The sequence below is a fragment of the Pseudomonas caspiana genome (assembly GCF_002158995.1).
GTDB classification, from domain to species: Bacteria; Pseudomonadota; Gammaproteobacteria; order Pseudomonadales; family Pseudomonadaceae; genus Aquipseudomonas; species Aquipseudomonas caspiana.
On the sequence record NZ_LOHF01000003.1, the window covers coordinates 197041 to 216003 of the forward strand.

At 56.4% G+C, this 18963-nt stretch carries 20 protein-coding genes and 1 pseudogene; 6 read left to right on the top strand and 15 right to left on the bottom strand.

The window, feature by feature from the left end; all coding sequences use genetic code 11:
- Nucleotides 1-111 precede the first annotated feature (111 nt).
- Nucleotides 112-381 (bottom strand): DUF1652 domain-containing protein, encoded by a 270-nt coding sequence (locus tag AUC60_RS05705; protein ID WP_087265122.1) that lies wholly within the window; start codon nucleotides 379-381, stop codon nucleotides 112-114.
- A gap of 327 nt (nucleotides 382-708) precedes the next feature.
- On the bottom strand, nucleotides 709-1191 hold the full coding sequence (locus tag AUC60_RS05710; RefSeq protein ID WP_087265123.1) for a GNAT family N-acetyltransferase: 483 nt from the start codon (nucleotides 1189-1191) through the stop codon (nucleotides 709-711).
- Nucleotides 1192-1737: 546 nt separating this feature from the next.
- Between AUC60_RS05710 and AUC60_RS05715 the strand changes: the two genes are divergently transcribed.
- Entirely contained in the window at nucleotides 1738-2679 is a 942-nt protein-coding gene (locus AUC60_RS05715) for a hypothetical protein (RefSeq protein WP_087265124.1), read from the top strand.
- 145 nt (nucleotides 2680-2824) lie between these two features.
- On the opposite strand, the gene AUC60_RS05720 is transcribed toward AUC60_RS05715, so the two are convergent.
- Complete coding sequence (locus AUC60_RS05720; RefSeq protein WP_087265125.1) at nucleotides 2825-3748, bottom strand: DMT family transporter; 924 nt, start codon at nucleotides 3746-3748, stop codon at nucleotides 2825-2827.
- A gap of 100 nt (nucleotides 3749-3848) precedes the next feature.
- On the opposite strand from AUC60_RS05720, the gene AUC60_RS05725 reads away from it, so the two are divergent.
- Together AUC60_RS05725 and AUC60_RS05730 are read left to right on the top strand one after the other, a co-directional pair.
- A complete protein-coding gene (locus AUC60_RS05725) occupies nucleotides 3849-4715 on the top strand; it encodes a LysR substrate-binding domain-containing protein (RefSeq protein WP_087265126.1) in 867 nt (288 codons plus the stop codon).
- A gap of 107 nt (nucleotides 4716-4822) precedes the next feature.
- A complete protein-coding gene (locus tag AUC60_RS05730; RefSeq protein ID WP_158099100.1) occupies nucleotides 4823-5815 on the top strand; it encodes an alpha/beta hydrolase in 993 nt (330 codons plus the stop codon).
- On the opposite strand, the gene AUC60_RS05735 is transcribed toward AUC60_RS05730, so the two are convergent.
- The 6 genes and pseudogenes from AUC60_RS05735 to AUC60_RS05755 all read right to left on the bottom strand — a co-directional run bounded on the left by AUC60_RS05735 (nucleotide 5779) and on the right by AUC60_RS05755 (nucleotide 10111).
- Nucleotides 5779-6489 (bottom strand): DUF72 domain-containing protein, encoded by a 711-nt coding sequence (locus AUC60_RS05735; protein ID WP_087265283.1) that lies wholly within the window; start codon nucleotides 6487-6489, stop codon nucleotides 5779-5781. The genes AUC60_RS05730 and AUC60_RS05735 overlap by 37 nt on opposite strands.
- Nucleotides 6489-6923 (bottom strand): DNA methylase, encoded by a 435-nt coding sequence (locus AUC60_RS05740; protein ID WP_167384316.1) that lies wholly within the window; start codon nucleotides 6921-6923, stop codon nucleotides 6489-6491. Before AUC60_RS05740 ends, AUC60_RS05735 begins: the two co-directional genes overlap by 1 nt.
- Nucleotides 6924-6929: 6 nt before the next feature.
- Complete coding sequence (locus tag AUC60_RS27820) at nucleotides 6930-7106, bottom strand: hypothetical protein (protein WP_158099101.1); 177 nt, start codon at nucleotides 7104-7106, stop codon at nucleotides 6930-6932.
- A 99-nt stretch (nucleotides 7107-7205) separates the two neighbouring features.
- Nucleotides 7206-7601: a RidA family protein gene (locus tag AUC60_RS05745; protein WP_087265128.1), complete on the bottom strand. Its 396-nt coding sequence runs from the start codon at nucleotides 7599-7601 to the stop codon at nucleotides 7206-7208.
- A gap of 118 nt (nucleotides 7602-7719) precedes the next feature.
- Nucleotides 7720-9057: pseudogene (locus AUC60_RS05750) on the bottom strand (GntT/GntP/DsdX family permease); the annotation flags it as partial.
- Between the two features lie 145 nt (nucleotides 9058-9202).
- The gene (locus AUC60_RS05755; protein WP_087265129.1) at nucleotides 9203-10111 is read right to left on the bottom strand and encodes a LysR family transcriptional regulator; all 909 of its coding nucleotides are present in this window, start codon (nucleotides 10109-10111) and stop codon (nucleotides 9203-9205) included.
- A gap of 125 nt (nucleotides 10112-10236) precedes the next feature.
- Between AUC60_RS05755 and AUC60_RS05760 the strand changes: the two genes are divergently transcribed.
- The 3 genes from AUC60_RS05760 (at nucleotide 10237) to AUC60_RS05770 (ending at nucleotide 13229) form a co-directional block, all read left to right on the top strand.
- Nucleotides 10237-10938 (top strand): CoA transferase subunit A, encoded by a 702-nt coding sequence (locus AUC60_RS05760; protein ID WP_087265130.1) that lies wholly within the window; start codon nucleotides 10237-10239, stop codon nucleotides 10936-10938.
- 70 nt (nucleotides 10939-11008) lie between these two features.
- Entirely contained in the window at nucleotides 11009-11665 is a 657-nt protein-coding gene (locus tag AUC60_RS05765) for a CoA transferase subunit B (protein WP_087265131.1), read from the top strand.
- Between the two features lie 145 nt (nucleotides 11666-11810).
- A complete protein-coding gene (locus tag AUC60_RS05770; RefSeq protein ID WP_087265132.1) occupies nucleotides 11811-13229 on the top strand; it encodes a short-chain fatty acid transporter in 1419 nt (472 codons plus the stop codon).
- Nucleotides 13230-13364: 135 nt separating this feature from the next.
- Here AUC60_RS05770 and AUC60_RS05775 read toward each other — a convergent pair whose 3' ends face one another.
- The 6 genes from AUC60_RS05775 to AUC60_RS05800 all read right to left on the bottom strand — a co-directional run bounded on the left by AUC60_RS05775 (nucleotide 13365) and on the right by AUC60_RS05800 (nucleotide 18585).
- Nucleotides 13365-13859, bottom strand: a complete 495-nt coding sequence (locus AUC60_RS05775) for a MarR family winged helix-turn-helix transcriptional regulator (RefSeq protein WP_087265133.1) — start codon at nucleotides 13857-13859, stop codon at nucleotides 13365-13367.
- 99 nt (nucleotides 13860-13958) lie between these two features.
- Complete coding sequence (locus AUC60_RS05780) at nucleotides 13959-14525, bottom strand: YbhB/YbcL family Raf kinase inhibitor-like protein (protein WP_087265134.1); 567 nt, start codon at nucleotides 14523-14525, stop codon at nucleotides 13959-13961.
- Nucleotides 14526-14773: 248 nt separating this feature from the next.
- Nucleotides 14774-15463 carry a hypothetical protein gene (locus AUC60_RS05785; protein ID WP_087265135.1) on the bottom strand — a complete coding sequence of 230 codons (690 nt, stop codon included), beginning with the start codon at nucleotides 15461-15463 and terminating at the stop codon, nucleotides 14774-14776.
- 243 nt (nucleotides 15464-15706) lie between these two features.
- Complete coding sequence (locus AUC60_RS05790) at nucleotides 15707-16642, bottom strand: 2-hydroxyacid dehydrogenase (protein WP_087265136.1); 936 nt, start codon at nucleotides 16640-16642, stop codon at nucleotides 15707-15709.
- 49 nt (nucleotides 16643-16691) lie between these two features.
- A complete protein-coding gene (locus AUC60_RS05795) occupies nucleotides 16692-17501 on the bottom strand; it encodes an MOSC domain-containing protein (protein ID WP_087265137.1) in 810 nt (269 codons plus the stop codon).
- Nucleotides 17502-17655: 154 nt separating this feature from the next.
- On the bottom strand, nucleotides 17656-18585 hold the full coding sequence (locus AUC60_RS05800; protein WP_087265138.1) for a chemotaxis protein CheV: 930 nt from the start codon (nucleotides 18583-18585) through the stop codon (nucleotides 17656-17658).
- Nucleotides 18586-18963 lie beyond the last annotated feature (378 nt).

Genomic DNA, 18963 nt, shown 5'->3' on the forward strand with positions numbered 1-18963 from the left:
TCTTACGCAAGCAAGACCAGAAACACATTGCTCCGCTCAAACGAAAGCCGCCCTCCATGCCTCAGTAAAAGTCATGAAAGGCGGCTCATCCGCGTGCAGTATTCAGCATGCTCAGACGGCAATGCGACCCTTGCCGTGATGATGACGAGTATGCGCAAGGTCGTAGCGCAACTCAGCTACCAGCTCGGATATCTCCCGCGGGGTATTCAGGCGGTCGAGTGAAATGCCCGTAACCAGTAGCTCAACGCGATCAGAATGAGGATCGACTATCTGCACCGTCATGCACGAATCCTGTGACACGCTGCAGGTGCAGCGCATGGGTAAAAAAGCACTCTCGACGATACTTCGTAGTTCGAGCGTGGAAAGCCTGTACGCGATCATATCCTTCTCCTTATTCGCTTCGTACGTGGCTAAATCCTGCCACGACGGACTTACCGATAACGATGCCAGTTTTGTTTTCATTGTCGCCAGACAAATGCCGTCATTTAATTGAGGGCCTATCTCCTTATACGCCTCGCCCCGAATTGAAGCAATGAAGATTTCCGCGCCCTTTTAAAGTTTGAAAAACACCCGTTTATATAAACAACCAGAAGAAACGTTTCACTTAGCAATATCGAACATCTGTTTACATGACATGTATCAATAAACTGCTAACTCGCTAATACCGACCGTCAGTCGCCTGTGAAGACCGACGGTCAGCGTCAGTCATCACCCGTCGTTGCGTGGCAACCGAAAGTGAATCAATGCCACTCGTCCGCCCTGTTTATCCCGACGCTCGTCAATGGCATAGGGCCGAAATCCCAGCTTCGGATAAAACAACAGCCCAGGCACATTATGGTTGTAGCACGATGCTGTCATTTCGCTAGCCTCATGCTTATCGAAAGCCAGGTCCATCATGCAGCCGATCAGATAGCGCCCTACCCCACGAGAACGGGCCTTCGGAGAAATAATCACGTTGCCCAGTGAGCAACGTCCGCGAAAGTCACTGCGGGAGAAATTGGCATAGCCGACAACCTCACCGTTCATCTCGATTACGGTCGAGTCAGAATGGTTATGCAAGGCGTCCAGCAATTGGGGCGGGGTCAGCGGCCAGGTAGCACGGGGAAACATGTAAAACAGCTCATCGACATTTTGTGGCAGAGCGCACACGAAGGGAATGTCTTTTTCTTCCAGGGGGCGATTCAAGAACATTGGGCGGTGACCTCTTGAAGAGTGGAAATAACAAGCGTGTGAACACTATATGCGAACTATCGCGGTGTGCACGTCTGCCCCTGACAAAAATCCGGCACTGCTCGGTCCGTCCTGACCTTTCCAACCATTGCCCGGTTAATAAAAGATGTGCATTTGAATAGTCTGTAGCAGCTGCCGAACGCTGCGAAGCATTTACTCCGACACACTGACATCGCAGCCTTCGGCAGCCCTACAGACCATTGGTTTGCTACGGAACAACATCACCGCAGACCAGGAAAAGCTTTTATATAGAAAGCATTAATCAGTAACAGCCATTGATTGCCGTACTTCAAAAACGTTACGCAACTCTTTGATGTGCCACAAAATCCCGACTCATGCAGAACGCCTGTAATAAATAGCGCATCCTTGCAGAATGCATGATTCTGAAATCCTTAAATAACTCAACCCGTTGAATTATATGAAATTTAATTAACAACGCTTATTGGCATAACCACTGCAACACTTTAAGGGACGCTGTAACAAAATCCTTCACGGAGCAGAAAAATAATGATTTCATCCCCTGACGCTTTCCACTCTGCCGCGCAAGATTCATCCAGTCACTCAGGTGTTTCCTGGGGGGCAATCTTTGCTGGTGCCGCCGGTGCCGCTGCGCTTTCTCTCATTCTCATCCTGCTGGGCTTCGGCTTGGGTTTCTCGGCGGTGTCGCCGTGGGCCAACGAAGGCATCAGCGCCAAAGGGTTGGGCATCTCAACGGTTGTCTGGCTGGCATTTACCCAGATCATCGCTTCCGGTCTGGGTGGCTATATAGCTGGTCGACTTCGCGTGAAGTGGGCAAACCTGCATGGCGATGAAGTGTATTTCCGAGACACCGCCCATGGGTTCCTGTCATGGGCTGTCGCGACGCTGGTCACCGCAACATTGATCGCCAGTTCGGTGAGCAGCATTGTTGGCGGCGGCGTTCAGGCTGGCGCGAGTGTAGCTTCAGGTGCTGCAGGTGCAGTGACTCAAGTCGCAGGCAGCGCGGCGAGCAATAGCAACGCCAGCAGCCAGGACTACGGCTACTACATCGATAGCCTGTTCCGTGATGATCGTCCCGCTGCTGTCAGTGATGACGCTGCCCACGGCGTCGTATTGCGCATCTTCACCCGCACGCTGAGTAACGACGGCCAAATGAGTCCTGAGGATCGTACTTACCTGGCACAGATGATTGCCCAGCGTACCAACCTCAGCCAGGCAGATGCCGAGCGTCGCGTCGATCAGGTTTATGGTCAGGCGCGTAAAGCACTGGAAGACGCCAAAGTTGCAGCTAAAGAAGCTGCTGATACCGCTGCGAAAGTAGCCGCGATGACTGCTCTGTGGACCTTCGTTTCGCTGCTGTGCGGTGCCTTCTTCGCCAGCTTCGCTGCCATTTATGGCGGTCGTCGTCGCGATGCGGTGACTTACCTCGAAGAACGTCCATACACCACCACTACAACAACGGCTCTTTAAGCCAAGGAGAACGACTATGCCTTCCATCCTGCTGTGGTTACTCGGTGTTCCAATCCCGGTCATCATCCTGATTGCGATCCTGATGTAACGGATCGGGTCCAGGCCGCCTCCCCTCACGGGCAGGCGGCTTTTTCATGCGCGTCATTCAGCGTTTACGCAGAAATGGCAGCCCGACCAAGGTAAGGGCCACACCGACCATCGCGCCGCCACTCAATGGATCACCAAATTGCACATAGGCCCAGATCATCGTCGCCGGAGGCGTCAGAAACAACGCGCCGCTGACGCTTTGAACATTGAATCGTTGCAAGCACAGCCAATAGAAGCCGTAACCACCCAGCGTTGAGCAGACCACCAACCATAAGACGGCGGCGCCAAAGCCGGCGGACAGCACCGGCGCAGTGCTGCCTTCCAGCATCGAAAGCACAGCGAATACGGGCAAGGCAGCGCAAATCTGGATAAATAGCGAAGTCATTGCTGGCACGCTAACGGGTGCGGACTTCTTCTGATATATCGTCGCGGCGGTCAGCGAAATGACCGCCAGCGCGGGCAACCCATAAGCCCAAATTGGCGCGTCGGAAATTTCAATACTCGCAGCACTGGCAACCAGCATCCCCGCGATGCACAGCGCCACACCAAACCACTGCCATCCGCGCGTACGCTGACCGGGAATGAAACCGGCAGACAGCACAATGCCTAACGGCAACAGGTTGGCGATCAACGAACTGGTGCCGGGCGCTACGCCCAGTTCGATAGACAAGGCGATCGCAGCAATGAAACCGGCAATTGCCAAAAGCCCTACCAACATCTGCTGTCGGACAATGCCCCAACTCAGATGCCGCAGCGAGCCTGACACCCACGGAAAGAGCAACAGCGCTGCCAGCACGAAGCGCCAAAAAGTCACCAGCATCACCCCACTGTGTTCCGAGGCATAGCGATAACCGATGAAGCCCGAACTCCAGCTCAGCACCATAGCGCCTAACAGCACACCGCTTACCCACCTGGACCCGGAAACCGGCAACGCTGGTGGCGGGCTCGTCGCATCAACAGTTTCGGCCGTCTGCCCATTCATCGCGCATCCCCTATTGCCTTGAATGAGCTTGATGTTAAGAATAAGCGAGTAATTCAATCAAACGAAATGATCAGCATTACTGATGCAGGATTTATAAATCATGCAAACCACGCTGGATATTGATCTTCTGCGTACCTTTCAAGCGGTGGTGCGCTTCGAGCAATTCCTCGCCGCTGCGACTTTTCTCAATCGCAGCCCGTCAGCGGTGAGCCTGCATATCCGACGTCTGGAGGAAATTGCCGGTGGCCGTTTGCTCGAGCGTGACAACCAGAACGTCACTCTGACTTCTCTGGGCCGTCGCTTCGCCTTGCAAAGCGCCGAGCTGCTGCAGGTGCATGATCGGCTGCTGGCCGGTTTCGCTACGCCGACCATCAGCGGTCGGGTGCGGCTGGGGATTTCCGAGGAATATGCAGCGACTCTGTTGCATAGCACGCTAGGACCATTGACCAGCAGCTATCCACAGATAGAACTGGAAGTCGAAACCGCCTCGAGCGGTCGGCTCAATGAGCAATTGCAGCGCGGCCAACTGGATCTGGCTTTGCTGGTGGTGCCAGCCGATACCCTTGGCGCTGATCGACCCTTGCACACCTTTGGCACCACCGAACCCGTCTGGGTGGCCTCGCCGGGCTATCAACTGGCGCCTGACAAACCGGTGCCGCTGGCCCTGCATGGCGAAGGTTGCCCGTATCGCAGCGTTGCTGTCGATGCCCTGAATGAAATAGGCAGAGCCTGGCGCACGGTGGTGATGTCGGCCAGCTCCAGTGCTCTGGAGACGACTATTTGCGCCGGGATGGCAATCGGCATTATTGACCGAGGACGGGTCAGTACTCAGATGCGAGTCCTCGGTCTGGATGACGGCGTTCCGCCGCTTCCGCTCCATGAACTGCAACTGGTCAAGGCTCCCGGAGTCCCCAGCGCTGCCTGCGAAGTAATGATCGGCCTGATCGCTGATCACTTTCGCCCATGAAATCTGACCGGATGCACCTGCAATATCCTGTAACCGATCAATCAATCGGTATCATGACAACGTCGTTACAGTCAGCCTTTCGCTTGAAAAGTCGGGGGAAGTAATCCATGGCCATGTTTTCTCTGGCTCGTATCCGGGCGCGCTGGCTTACCTGGACCTGCATGCTGATGTTCATCATTGGTCTGCCCGTGGGCTGCTCGGTCCTGCAACACACCGAACGCGAATTAGTGTTCCGCATTGAACCCGGCACCGCCAGCTGGTACAGCGGACTACCGGCCAATGTGCAGGAGCTGGAACTCAAAGCTCCGCAATTCGGCCTGTCACAGAGCATTCACGGCTGGTGGTGGCCTGCCAATCGCAAGGATGCCCCTGCTGTCCTTTATTTGCACGGATCACGCTGGAACCTGACCGGCCAACTGTTTCGCATAGAAGAGCTGCACGCCTTGGGTTTTTCGGTGCTGGCCATCGACTACCGTGGTTTTGGCGAAAGTCGTGGGCCGCTGCCGTCAGAAAGCACCGTCTACGAAGATGCACGCATCGCCTGGGAGCGCCTCAAGCTGCTGCAACCGGACGCCAGTCGTCGCCTGATTTACGGCCATTCTCTAGGCGGCGCAGTGGCGGTGGATCTGGCTGCCGAACTCGGTCGCGATACACAGGACGGCGCGCAACCGGCGCAGGCGCGCGGGCTGATCATCGAATCGACCTTCACGACCCTCGCCGACGTCGCTACCGCAGTAGCCACTGACTACACCTCACTGCCCGTGCGCTGGTTGCTGTCACAGAAATTCGACTCCGTCGACAAGATCGCCGACATCCACATGCCCGTGTTAATCGTGCACGGCATGGACGACCGCTATGTACCGCCGCGCTTCAGCGAGGAGTTGTTTGCCGCCGCTCAGGAACCGAAAAAGCTATTGCTGGTGCCAGGAGGTACGCATAACAACAGCATGCGGGTGGGCCGACAGGCATACAGCCAGGCGATTCAGGCATTACTCAAATCCAGTGGTGCCCCTGAGAATGCAGCAACGCCGCAAAGCACCACGTTGAAAGAACAGCCGCCAGCTCAAGCCAGCAATTTGCGCAGCAGTAACGCATCGTGAACGGCGTGCCCGCTGGCGGTGTTGTCGAAGATGCACCAGGTTTCTATGCCAGCGTCGGCAGCGGCCTTTAATTTCACCGCCAGTTTGTGCAAACAGGCCGGCTCATAGGCGCTGTGATAAATACGTGGCGAACCGTGGAGTCGCCAATACTGAACACCCGGCCAGCCTCCCGGTGCATCTGCACCGGCAATGGGTGAAGGGTCTGCCGCGACTTGCCCGACATGAAAATCCCGGAGCAACAATCCGGCATCCTGCCAACTCGCATGGCGCGGCTCTATCACTAGGTTGCCTTCATAAGCCTTGCGCAACGCCTCGAAGAAGGACGTTGCGGTTGTCGGGTCATAAGTCAGCGAGGGCGGCAATTGCACGAGAATACAACCCAGTTTCTCTTTCAAATGCAGGCACTGAGTCAGGAACTGATCAAGCAGATGCTCACAGCCCTGAAGAAGATGCTCGTGGGTAATGGATTTGGGCATTTTCACTGAAAACCGAAAGTCAGCAGGCACGCTTTCACCCCAGCGCTGCCAGGTTTGCGGCAGGTGCGGACGGTAAAAAGAGCTGTTGATCTCGACCGCAGATAGCGATGTGGCGTAGCGCTGCAAGTGCGTGCCCTCTGCGCCAAATTCGGACCAGTGCTCGCGAGGCAGGCTCCAGCCAGCGCAGCCGACCTGAATCAATACAACACCTCACCCGCTTCGCGCATGAATATTTCGACGGTCTTTGGCCCTACCCCGTCGAACTCACCCAAGCGTTTTTCGAATCCGGCGCGGCTGCCACTGAGGGCATGAATTTCGCCCATCTTTCCGGCATATTCCCCGATAAGCTTTTTGCTCAGTGCCGTCAAACGTGTCGCCGTAGTCTCGTCATAACGCACGTAGTGCGCCTCACCAAGCATCGCGACCAACTGTCGATGGAACTGATTGGCCAGTTTGCGCGGCGAATCACAACCATGCTGCTCGTCAATCACCCGATAAGCTTGTGCCGCGATGTCAGCCTGAATGCGCTTGCCCATCAGGAAACTGGCGACAAACCATTTGAACAGGGCCACTTCACCACCGCTCTTCAAGTCAATCGCCAGGTCATGGGACGTGATGACTTTGCTCGCCACGACGCGTCAGCTTGGCTTATCAGAAGCGTCATCCCCCGCTACATCGGGATCATCGGGCTCGACTTCATTGATATCGGCCTCACGCACATCATTGTCGGAAGTGGACCTGCCATCCGACTCACTCGGGTTGGGATTGGGTCCCGGAGTCTGGGCGGCCTGGCTGTCTACAGGGTTTGTACTCATGATGTTCCTCGCAAGGTCTTTTAATGAATGACCCGATTTGGAAACGAGAGCCTCTCACGAGTTCGGTTTATTGGATGATTGGTCCTGAGCTGATGGGGCTCAGCCGCGCTGAACCGCGATGCACTTGATCTCGAGCAGCAGCCCCGGAACAGCCAGTTCAGATACGCCAATGGCCGTCCAGGCACATAACCCGCGAGGAAACAGACGCTCTTTGACGTCACGAAAAACGGCCATATGCTCGCTCATCGACACGTGATAAGTGGTCATCTCCACGACGTCCTCAAAGCTGCAACCGCCTTCGGCAAGCACAGTGCGCAGGTTCTCCCAGCAGGCAATGAACTGCTGCTCAGGGTCGTTAATGACCTCAAGTTCCGGCGTGCGGCCAATCTGGCCCGCACAGTAAAGCGTGCCTTGAACCTTCACCGCAGGAACGTATCCGGCACGCTCAACGATATTGCGCATGGAAGATGGAACAATGATTTCGCGATCTGGCATGGGGTTACCTCAGCCTCTGGCAACGATTGAATTCCTGAACAGAGTGTATGCCTGCAGGAGCTGCAGAAGGCTGCGAAAGCATTCGTTCTGATACACCGCCAATCGCAGCCTTCGGCAGCACCAGCCCCACCACCGACACGATGGTCTGCAGCACCGACCAGACCCAGATCGTCTGTTTCAGTTGAAGGCCGAAGTACTCGCGGACCATCCAGAATCCCGCGTCGTTGACGTGGCAGAAGAACACCGAACCCGCACCGATCGCCAGGGCAACCAATGAACTTTGCGTAGCGGCCAGCCCCGCCATCATCGGCGCAAGAATCCCCGCCGTAGTGGTCGTCGCAACGGTCGCCGATCCGGTGGCCTGACGTAAGGCCACGGCAATCAGCCAGGCCAGCAGCAGATACGGGATATGCGCGCCCTCTGCGACCTTGCTGATGGTCTGGCTCACACCGGCATCCAGCAAGGTCTGCTTGAGACCGCCGCCTGCGCCGATGGTCAGCAGCAGGACCGCAATCGGGGCCAGACTTTTGCGCAGCGTACCGTTCACATGCTCGCGAGTCAGCCCATTGGCCCAGCCCAGGCAAATGACCGCTGCTATTACCGCAATACTTAACGCTACCAACGGTTCGCCAAGGAACTTCAGGGTCAGCGCCAGCGAGCTATGCGGGTCCATCAGGACCTTGGCCAGCGTGCTGCCCAGCATCAGGATCACCGGCAGAAGAATAATCAGCAGCGAAATGCCAAATCCCGGTTGGCGTGTGACGTCAGGCCTGGCCGAAAACAGCTCGCCCAGCTCAGCCGGTTCCTTGATGTCCATGCGCCTGGACAACCAGTTGCCGTAAAGCGGACCGGCAAGAATCACGGCCGGAACGGCAATGCACAATCCCAGCAGCATGGTCAGCCCAAGATCGGCATGCAGCGCACTGACCGCAATCGATGGCCCTGGATGCGGTGGCATCAACGCGTGCAAAGTGGTCATGCCTGCGAGGGCCGGAATCGCGATTTTCAGTAAAGGCTGGTCGGAACGCCGGGCCATGACAAAGATGATTGGCACCATCAGCACCAGACCGACTTCGAAAAACAGCGGCAGGCCGATGACCATGGCCACCAGCGCCATCACCCAGGGCAACGACCGGCCCTTGCCAAATCCCAGCAATGTAGTAGCGATTCGGTCGGCGGCCCCTGACTCAGCCATCAAAGCACCAAGCATCGCACCCAGTGCGATAATCAACCCGGCCTCCCCCAGAATCCCGCCCGCGCCCTTGCTAAAAGCCTTGGCGACTTCTTCAGCAGGCAGGCCGGCACCGATTCCTGCGATGAACGTGCCGATCAGAATAGAGAGAAAAGGCGGGAGTTTTGTGGCGCTGATCAAGACAATGATTGTGGCAATCGCGATCAGGCAGCAGATAATCAGGCGAGTGTCGTGCACCAGCCAGGCAGCAGAAGATACATCCAAGGCGCTCTTCCTTATCGTTGATTTCTGCAGCCGCGAGCCAGCAGAAACATTTAGTTGTAATTACCCAACACGATACCGGAACAGCCGACGCGCAAATGTGAAGTTTGTGACAGTTTCGCCGCCTCTCTTGCGGCAAGCCCTTGATCTAGACGCTCGGCAACCCCGGCACCTGAGATCGCGCATACTCGATCAACACCTCGCGCAATGCCTGAGCAGCGGCCGATAACTTGTGATCGGCGAGCATCATCAGACCAATCGGGCGTTCAATCGTCGGCCCTACCAGCGCAATGCAATGCGCGCCCAGCTCATGCATCTGCTGAATACACAACGAAGGCACGGCACTGACGCCCAGACCGCTGGCAACCATTCGGCCAATGGTCGACAACTGGTGGCTTTCGAACGCAACGGACAACTTGCCGTGATGCGCTTGCAGATGATGCTCCAGCAACAAACGCACGGCCGATGGGCGCTGCAAAGCAATGAAATCCTCTTGTAGCAACTCTTGCCACGTCACTTCATCACGTTGCGCCAACGGCGAATCCAGCGGCACCACGGCCACAAATCGATCGGTATACAAAGGCGTAAACACCAGTGAATTACTGGACTCCGGTTCGAAACCAATACCCAGCTCAACCCGTCGATGGCGAACCATCTCCAGCACTTCTTCGTTGATCAGGTCGTGAACCGCGACATTTACTCGTGGATAACGACTTCGGAATACCTTGAGCGCGCCGGGCAACAGGTTACCGGCAAACGACGGCATGGCAGCCACCGACACTTTGCCCAGCTGCAAGGTGAAGCGCTGGCGCAGCAGTTCTTCAGCGTTGTCCCAGTCAGCCAGCAGTTGCCGAGCCAGTGGCAGCAGGGTTTCACCCTCGGGGGTGAGGCTGACGGTGCGCGTGGTGCGACTGAGCAACTGACCGCCCAGATCGTCTTCCAGACTCTTGATGGTCAAGCTCAGCGCAGGCTGCGACAAATGCAGGCGCTCACCGGCCTGAGCAAAGCTCAAGTGCTGTGCTACAGCTAGAAATGCCCGCAGCTGCTTCACGTTCATATATTTGTTTTCTTTATTAATCCATCAGAAAAACAAAATTAACAAATCACTGCGCCCGAGAGAAGATGGCGCAACGCTCCTCCGACAGGCCGACTGTTGGTAACAACTATAAAAGGCGGATCATCATGGCTGGACTCGACAAGCGAGTTGCGACTTATCAGGAGGCCCTTGCCGGGCTGACCGACAACATGACGGTGCTATGCGGTGGCTTCGGCCTGTGTGGCATACCCGAAAACCTTATTGCCGAAATCAAACGCATGGGCGTCAAGGGACTGACTGTTGTTTCCAACAACTGCGGCGTCGATGGCTTTGGCCTGGGTATCCTGCTCGAAGACCGCCAGATTCGTAAGATGGTCTCCTCCTACGTCGGTGAGAACGTCCTGTTTGAACGTCAGTTGCTCAGCGGCGAACTGGAAGTCGAACTCACTCCCCAAGGCACACTCGCGGAAAAAATGCGCGCAGGCGGTGCCGGTATTCCAGCCTTCTACACCGCTACCGGCTACGGCACGCCGGTGGCCGAAGGCAAGGAAACACGTCAATTCAATGGCCGTAACGTCATCCTCGAAGAAGCCATTACTGGCGACTTCGCCATCGTTAAAGGCTGGAAAGCCGACCACTTCGGCAATGTGATCTATCGTCATACCGCACAGAACTTCAACCCGGTGGTGGCCACGGCGGGCAAGATCACGGTGGTCGAAGTCGAAGAAATTGTTGAACCCGGCGTGTTGTTGCCTTCGCAGATCCATACGCCTGGCATCTATGTTGACCGGGTCATCCTCGGCACCTTCGAAAAGCGTATCGAACAGCGCACCGTCAAAAAAGCCTGACGGGAATCTCGGTTTCCGGGTGCTTCCTTGAACAGGAAGCGGCACAAAAACAACAAAGAGACTTCAGACCATGGCACTGTCCCGCGAACAAATGGCTCTACGCGTTGCACGCGAACTCAAAGATGGCTACTACGTGAACCTCGGGATCGGCATTCCGACACTGGTGGCCAACTATGTCCCGAATGACATCGACGTGATGCTCCAGTCGGAAAACGGCCTGTTGGGCATGGGCGAATTTCCCACCGAAGAAACCATCGATGCCGACATGATCAACGCGGGCAAGCAAACCGTGACCGCCCGCGTCGGCGCATCGATTTTCGACTCCTCGCAGTCCTTTGCAATGATCCGTGGCGGCCATGTGGACCTCACCGTGTTGGGTGCTTTTGAAGTCGACGTGGAAGGCAATATCGCGTCATGGATGATCCCCGGCAAACTGGTCAAAGGCATGGGCGGTGCCATGGACCTGGTGGCCGGTGCCGACAACATCATCGTCACCATGACCCATGCTTCCAAAGACGGCGAATCCAAATTGCTCTCCCGTTGCAGCCTGCCACTGACCGGCGCCGGCTGCATTCGCAAGGTGCTGACTGACCTCGCGTATCTGGAAATCGAAAACGGCGCTTTCATCCTGCGTGAGCGCGCACCTGGAGTCAGCGTTGAAGAGATCATCGCCAAGACCGCCGGTAAGCTGATCGTGCCGGATGATGTGGTCGAGATGAGTTTCTGATTGGCAGAAATAGACCCTTGCAGGAGCTGCCGAAGGCTGCGATCGCGGAGTGACTGACACACCGCATCGCAGCCTTCGGCAGCTCCTGCAGTGGGTGTGCAATAAAGATTCAACCCCCAATAATAAATACAAGAGGACAACCCCTGTGGCCGCCAATATCGAAGATAGCCGCTCAGCCCGCTTTGCCCTGCGTTGCGCCAAATGGGCGGAACGCTGGTTTCCCGATTCATGGGTGTTCGCTGCACTGGCAGTGGTTATCGTCACGGTGGCGACCCTGGCCATGGGCGCCAAGCCTGCAGACGCCGCAAAAGCCTTCGGTGACGGGTTCTGGAGCTTGATTCCCTTCACCATGCAAATGGCCTTCGTGGTTATCGGCGGTTACGTGGTCGCCAGCTCGCCCCCGGCCGTAAAGCTCATTGACCGGCTGGCACGCATCCCGAAAAACGGTCGTTCGGCAGTGGCGTGGGTTGCGCTGATTTCCATGGTCGCCTCGCTGCTCAACTGGGGCTTGTCGCTGGTATTCGGTGGTTTGCTGGTCCGCGCCCTCGCCCGCCGTACCGACCTGCGCATGGACTATCGTGCAGCAGGTGCCGCGGCTTATCTGGGGCTGGGAGCCGTGTGGGCGTTGGGGCTTTCATCCTCGGCCGCGCAGTTGCAAGCCAACCCAGGCAGCCTGCCGCCGTCGATCCTCGCCATTACTGGCGTTATCCCGTTCACCGAAACGATTTTCCTCTGGCAGTCCGGTGTATTGCTCGCCGCTTTAGTGGTGGTTTCTCTGGTGGTCGCTTACGCCACAGCGCCGGGCCCGAACAGCGCCAAGGATGCCCAGGCCTGCGGCGTCGATCCGTCGTTCAGCATGCCTGAGCTGCCTGCGCGCACTCGCCCGGGCGAATGGCTGGAATACAGTCCGCTGCTGATCATTCTGATGGTGCTGCTGGCGTCCGGCTGGATCTTCAACGAGTTTTCCACCAAGCCCGCGATCACCGCGATTTCCGGCCTGAATACTTACAACTTCCTGTTCATCATGGTCGGCGCGCTGCTGCACTGGCGTCCGCGCAGCTTTCTTGATGCAGTGACGCGAGCAGTGCCGACCACCACGGGCGTGCTGATCCAGTTCCCGCTGTATGGCTCCATCGCGGCACTGATGACCACCGTCAAAGGCACCGATGCGCAAACCCTGGCGCATCACATCTCGACGTTCTTCACCAGCATCGCCTCCCATGATACTTATGCGCTGCTGATGGGCGTGTACTCGGCAGTACTGGGCTTCTTCATTCCGTCGGGCGGTGGCAAGTGGATCATCGAAGCGCCCTATGTAATGCAGGTCGCCAATGACCTCGAATATCACCTGGGTTGGGCCGTACAGATCTACAACGCTGCAGAAGCGCTGCCGAACCTGATCAATCCGTTCTACATGTTGCCACTGCTGGGCGTGCTGGGTCTGAAGGCCCGGGACTTGATCGGCTTCTCGTTCGTGCAATTGTTGGTGCACACACCGCTGGTGTTGTTCCTGCTGTGGATTCTGGGCTCGACCCTGGCGTACATACCGCCGATGCGTCCGTAGTGCTAAAAATGTGTCCCTCCAATGGAAGAGCTTTTTCTGTAGGAGCTGCCGAAGGCTGCGAAGCATTTCATCCTGACAGACCGCTATCGCAGCCTTCGGCAGCTCCTACAGGTCTTGTTTTTGCCACATCATGACTCAGGCTGAACAATCGTCGCCATAATCCAGCGCGGCGACTTTGGCCAGCAGCTCGCGCAGTTCACAGGCCTGCTGCCGACCCAGCGACTTTTCAAAGCATTGTTGAGCCTGTTCCCACAGCACCTGGGATTCCAGCAGCTTGTCGAGGCCGGCCTGCGTCAATCGCACTCGGCGGCTGCGCTTGTCCTGCGGGTCGACCTCTACCGAGATCAGCCCCTCACGCTCCAGTGGTTTGAGGTTTTGTGCCAGCGCCGAGCGATCAATGACCAGAATCGCCGCCAACTCAGTCACCGCCGGTGACTGATTGCGTGCTACCTGAATCAGGATCGAACGCTGTGTCGAACGCAGACCGCAGGGTGCCAGAACCGAGTCGTACAACTGCGAAATACGCCGGGTCGCCTTGCGCAGACTGGTTGCATGGCAGAGCACTCGCGGAGCAATGCGCAAGCTGTCGGGAATCTGCAACACAGCGACTGTCGTCGGACTCTGGCTCATATAGGTGCCTGCGCAAATACGTCAATCAAGGAACGGCAAGTGGCCAAGGCTGGCACATCCCCGTGTGAAGCGACAACCACGACGGACACATGCAAGGCATCAGGCGCGCTCATGAATCCCGTCCAGCCGCCCACGACCGATGACTGAGCCGTCTATGGCTTTGAGCAACTGATTGCGATTGGGAGGACTGTCGAAATCCAGCTGTCGATCCAGCGCCAGTAACTGAAAGCTGTATCGATGCGGACCATGGCCAATCAGAGGCTGCGGCCCGATATAGGTCGCGCCGCCAAATGTGTTGCGCCCCAAGGTCAGCAAGCCGCGTGACGCAGTGCTTAACGCCCCGACAGGTAGCCCGTTGAGCTGCGGCGAAATACCGACGGCAATTGCATGGACAAACGCAAAGGGTATCGGCGCATCGGCGTCTTCAACGATCAGTACCAGCTCCTTTGTGCCGGTTGGCAGCCCATGCCACTCCAATGGCGGCGAAAGATTACCGCCCTTGGCCGATCCGACATGGGACTGCGGAATCTGCGCCATGGAGGCGAACGCCGGGCTGCGCACGTCAATGACCACCGGCGAAAACGCCACGGCCTTGTGATTCCAGATCAGCTTGTTCTCGGTCGCACCACGCCCGCGCAACACGCGCCCCAACAGACGGCTGAGCATCCTGACGATCCTCCTCTGCATATGAAACAGGACGATAGCCCGCTGAGAGGATTTAAAAAAGCAATTCGCGCAGGTAAGTGAGAAAGAAGATGCAGCTCGAGAGAACCGCCCGTGGCAATCTAAACCGTGGCCACGGCTTTAATCGGTAAAGCTGCAGGTCACCAGACAAAAATTTAATGAGTTTTCTGGCCTTTTCCCGGCTAAGCCGCTCCCCACGCAGACGGTGTAAAACTATTGCGGTAGTACGTTCAGGCAACAGGGTCTCCAATATTGGTTTCAAGAATATCCAGCGTCAATGGAACGACGACTTTCTGATCAATGAAAAGCGGCTCCTTGGGCTTGCAACAAGAAACATACGCCCACCAATGCTGATCAAATGCCTCCGAGTTATTAATCCCGACAGTATTACCATTGGGCGCAATGATTGAAACGTCATCCAGCACACCGGCGGTTAAAATACTGGATGTTAGCGCGCGTCCGCCGCATAGAACGCTCCATTCGGCAGATGAACTACCGGAAGAAGCGACATAATAATCAAGAGACTGGAGGCTCCTGGTCAGAGAACTATATTGTGTTCGTTTCTCAGTGACAAGATCATTAAAAAAACCTTTGAAATCAACGAACATGTCATGCTTGGCTTTTATCTGATAGCTAGTATGCCCATCATCAAACTGGCGACAAATAAACCAGAACTGCTGACGAGGAGTTGCGGCGGTGCCCCCTCGGGGCATTGTTGTAGCAGCCAGGTACTTTTGCTCTTCAGTGCCTCGGAAATAAACATCCTTAGCCCCTGATTGCAACTGCTCGTCTGAAAGAGGGACATAGGCAGACGACCCCGAGCTTAAGGTTATTCTGGAAAAGTCAAAATAGGCGGTTTTATTTTTTTGGTATAGCCGAACTGCGGCCCTGAACGACAACTCTTTAATGGTAGTAGCCATCACAACTCTCCTTGTTAATCGCACACTAACAAGTATTGAATCTAATACCGTCTATTCAAATGGACAACTGTCATAAATGACAGTTTTTGGAAACATATGTGCATTGATGAGTCGCCGGTTAATTCGCCTCGCTATAACGCTGTCTTCAACGCATGTAAACAGCGCCTCCAGGCCGTGTCATGATGCTTACTTCATGATACGACCTGCGCTTATTGATTGAGGAAGCCCATCAACGCTTTCCGGTCAATCATGTATTGGCGTCAACACCGGTTTGCCTGCAAAGAACGCCAGCAAGTTATCGGCCACCATTTGCACCGTCGCTTCTGATGCTTCCGGCGACAAGCCGCCTACATGCGGGGTCAGGACCACGTTGTCGAGGACCTTCAGTGCATCCGGAACCCGCGGCTCATCGTCAAAGACATCCAGCGCCGCACCGGCAATTCGCCGCTGCTGCAGGGCATCAACCAGCGCAGCGGTATCGATCACACTGGCCCGTGCGATGTTGACCACGAACCCTTGCGGCCCCAGAGCTTCAAGGACCTGACTGTCGATAAGGTGTTGAGTCCCGCCACCACCCGGTGTGGCGATGACGAGAAAGTCCGAAGCGCTGGCCAACTCAAGAGGCGTTGCGCGGTAGTCGTAGTCCACATCGGTACGGGGCTTGCGATTGTGATAGCTCACCACGACGCCAAAGCCCGCCGCTCGCCGGGCGATTGCCAGGCCAACCGCGCCAAGCCCGAGAATGCCAAGACGCTTGCCCTCTAACGAAGGACGCGTCTCCTTGCGCCACTCGCCGCGACGCACCGAAGCGTCCGCTTGAGGAATATCACGCACGATAGACAGCAACAACGACATCGCATGATCGGCCACTGTGGGGGCGTTCACGCCTGCGCCATTAGTGACCGTAATACCCCGCGCCTGGGCGGCAGCGAGGTCGACGTGTTCATACCCGGCGCCCAGCACGCAAATGATCTGCAGATGCGGCAGCGCCGCGATCTCCTCGGCATACAACCCGAGCGGTCCGCGGGTCAAAACCGCAGTAATTTCGTCGCTGCGGGTGGCGATGGCTTCAGCACGCGCTGCGGGGGTCGGTGCCAGTATCAGTCGGTAGCCGCTGTCTTCAAGAATGGGCAGATATTCATTAACGCTCTCGACCAGCACCAAAACTGTGGTTGTCATGCAGGGCTCCGCAAACCATGAAAAAAGGGACAGTACCTGAGTCGAGGCTTCACTCCAACACTGTCACCGGCATGCCGACTTCGATGATGCCCGGCCCGTCGTTGACCATGTTCTGCCCGAACCAGACGTCGCCCTCACGTTCACGATAAGTCTTCAAGGTCGTCAGCGGTTCGCGGTCCGCATTGCGTTCGCCAGTGGCGGGATCGATAGTGGTCAGGATGCAGCGCGTGCATCCCTTGAGCAGGCGAAACTCGATGTCACCGATACGAATGCGCTTCCAGCCATCCTCGGCGAATGCTTCGGCCCCTTCCACCACCAGGTTCGGCCGAAAACGCAGCATCTCCTGAGGACGGCCGATCTTCGCCGAAAGGTCATCGAGAGAGGCCTGACCGATCAGCAACAAGGGGAAACCGTCGGCAAACCCGACCCGCTTATCGTCCACGCCAAGACCGCCGGGCAACATGCGCGCGCGGTCAGCCGGTACATGCACCATGCGGGTCGGTTTACCAATAAAATCGCTGACCCAACGAGCGGCCTCGTCACCGGCATCCGGAACACGCAACGTGTCACGCCACACCGTAACGCCGCGTAGAGACTGTTCGATATTTTGCGGGACAGGGATATCCAGCGCCGCGAAGCCTGGCGCCTGAAGGGTCACGCCACCGTCGGCGCTCAATAGCACTGACAATTGCGACATGTGCGGCAAGGCACGCTGAGTGAGAAACCGGCCACTGGCCTCGTCCACCAACATCCAGCGTCGATCCCCGGTCATCCCCAACTCGTCAAACGACGCCTGCTGCAAGACTTCAGCCTTGCAGGATTTGAGGGGGAAACGATAGAGCGCACTGAGATGCATCATGGCCTGGTCCTTGTTCGGCTTGAATCGCCGTAATCATGAAGGCCACAAGCTTATACGAACTTGATCGGTGTCAGGCATGGCAATGCGAGCCAGGGCGCAGATCAAACGCTGCGCCTGGCTCGCTTGCCCAGGCCCATCGGCCCTGGAGGTTCGGTCAGCCCTGAACCATGATCAGACGTTCACGGACCACGTCGACCAGTTTGTCCGGCTGGAACTTGGAGAGGAAGTTGTCACAGCCGACTTTCTTCACCATGGATTCGTTGAAGCTGCCGGACAGCGAGGTATGCAGCACCACGTACAGTTCACGCAGACGTGGGTCGTTACGGATTTCGGTAGTCAGGCGATAGCCGTCCATCTCCGGCATTTCCGCGTCGGTAAAGACCATCAACAATTTCTCGGTCATGACCTCACCGCTGTCAGCCCAGGTCTTGAGCATGTTCAGCGCTTTGAGACCATCACTGGCCACGTGCAGCTTCAGACCCAACTGAGACAACGTATCGCGCAATTGGCTAAGGGCGACTTTGGAGTCATCCACCAACAGGATTTCACGACCCACTGCACCGGCGAGTACAGGATCCTCGAGCTTCTCGCTGGACACTTTGGCGTTGTACGGCACGATCTCGGCAAGAACTTTTTCAACATCGATGACTTCAACCAACTGATCGTCAACTTTGCTGATTGCCGTCAGATAATGCTGACGGCCTGCGCTGGCTGGCGGAGGCATGATTGCATCCCAGTTCATGTTGACGATGCGATCAACGCCACCCACCAGGAAAGCCTGTACCGAGCGGTTGTACTCGGTGACGATAATAGTGCTGTTCGGCCCCGGTACCAGCGGCTTCATCCCAATGGCCTGGGACAAGTCGATGACCGGCAGGGTCTGGCCACGCAGGTTCACCACACCGCACACAAACGAATGACGCTGCGGCATCAGCGTCAGTTTAGGCAGTTGCAGAACTTCCTGAACCTTGAACACGTTGATTGCAAACAGCTGTCGGCCCGCCAGGCGAAACATGAGGATTTCAAGGCGGTTCTCGCCCACCAGTTGTGTGCGTTGATCTACCGAGTCGAGAATGCCAGCCATTTATTGCTCCTGAAGCGTGGGTCACAGTGAGTCTGCGAAGTTGTTATCGGCTGAAAACAGCGGGACCTTAATAGTAATGAACGTTTAAAAACAAACGTTGATATCACTTTAACATCATGATTTACTCATAGGCGAATGACCTGCGCTCATTCCGACCAGTAACCACCGCCGACAACAGCCTGCATGGGCCGTGCGTTCTATACCTAAGGGCAACCCCTAGACCCGCCTCAGGGCTAACCTGATTTTCGCGCCAAGCGTTAGCCATTATTGTGACACCATTCTCATTATTGAATGGAGTCAAAGTCGTGTTTGCGTTGTCGGCATCCCGAAAAATATTGCCGTCTCGATTTGCCGCATACGGCGAACGCTTTTTCGTGC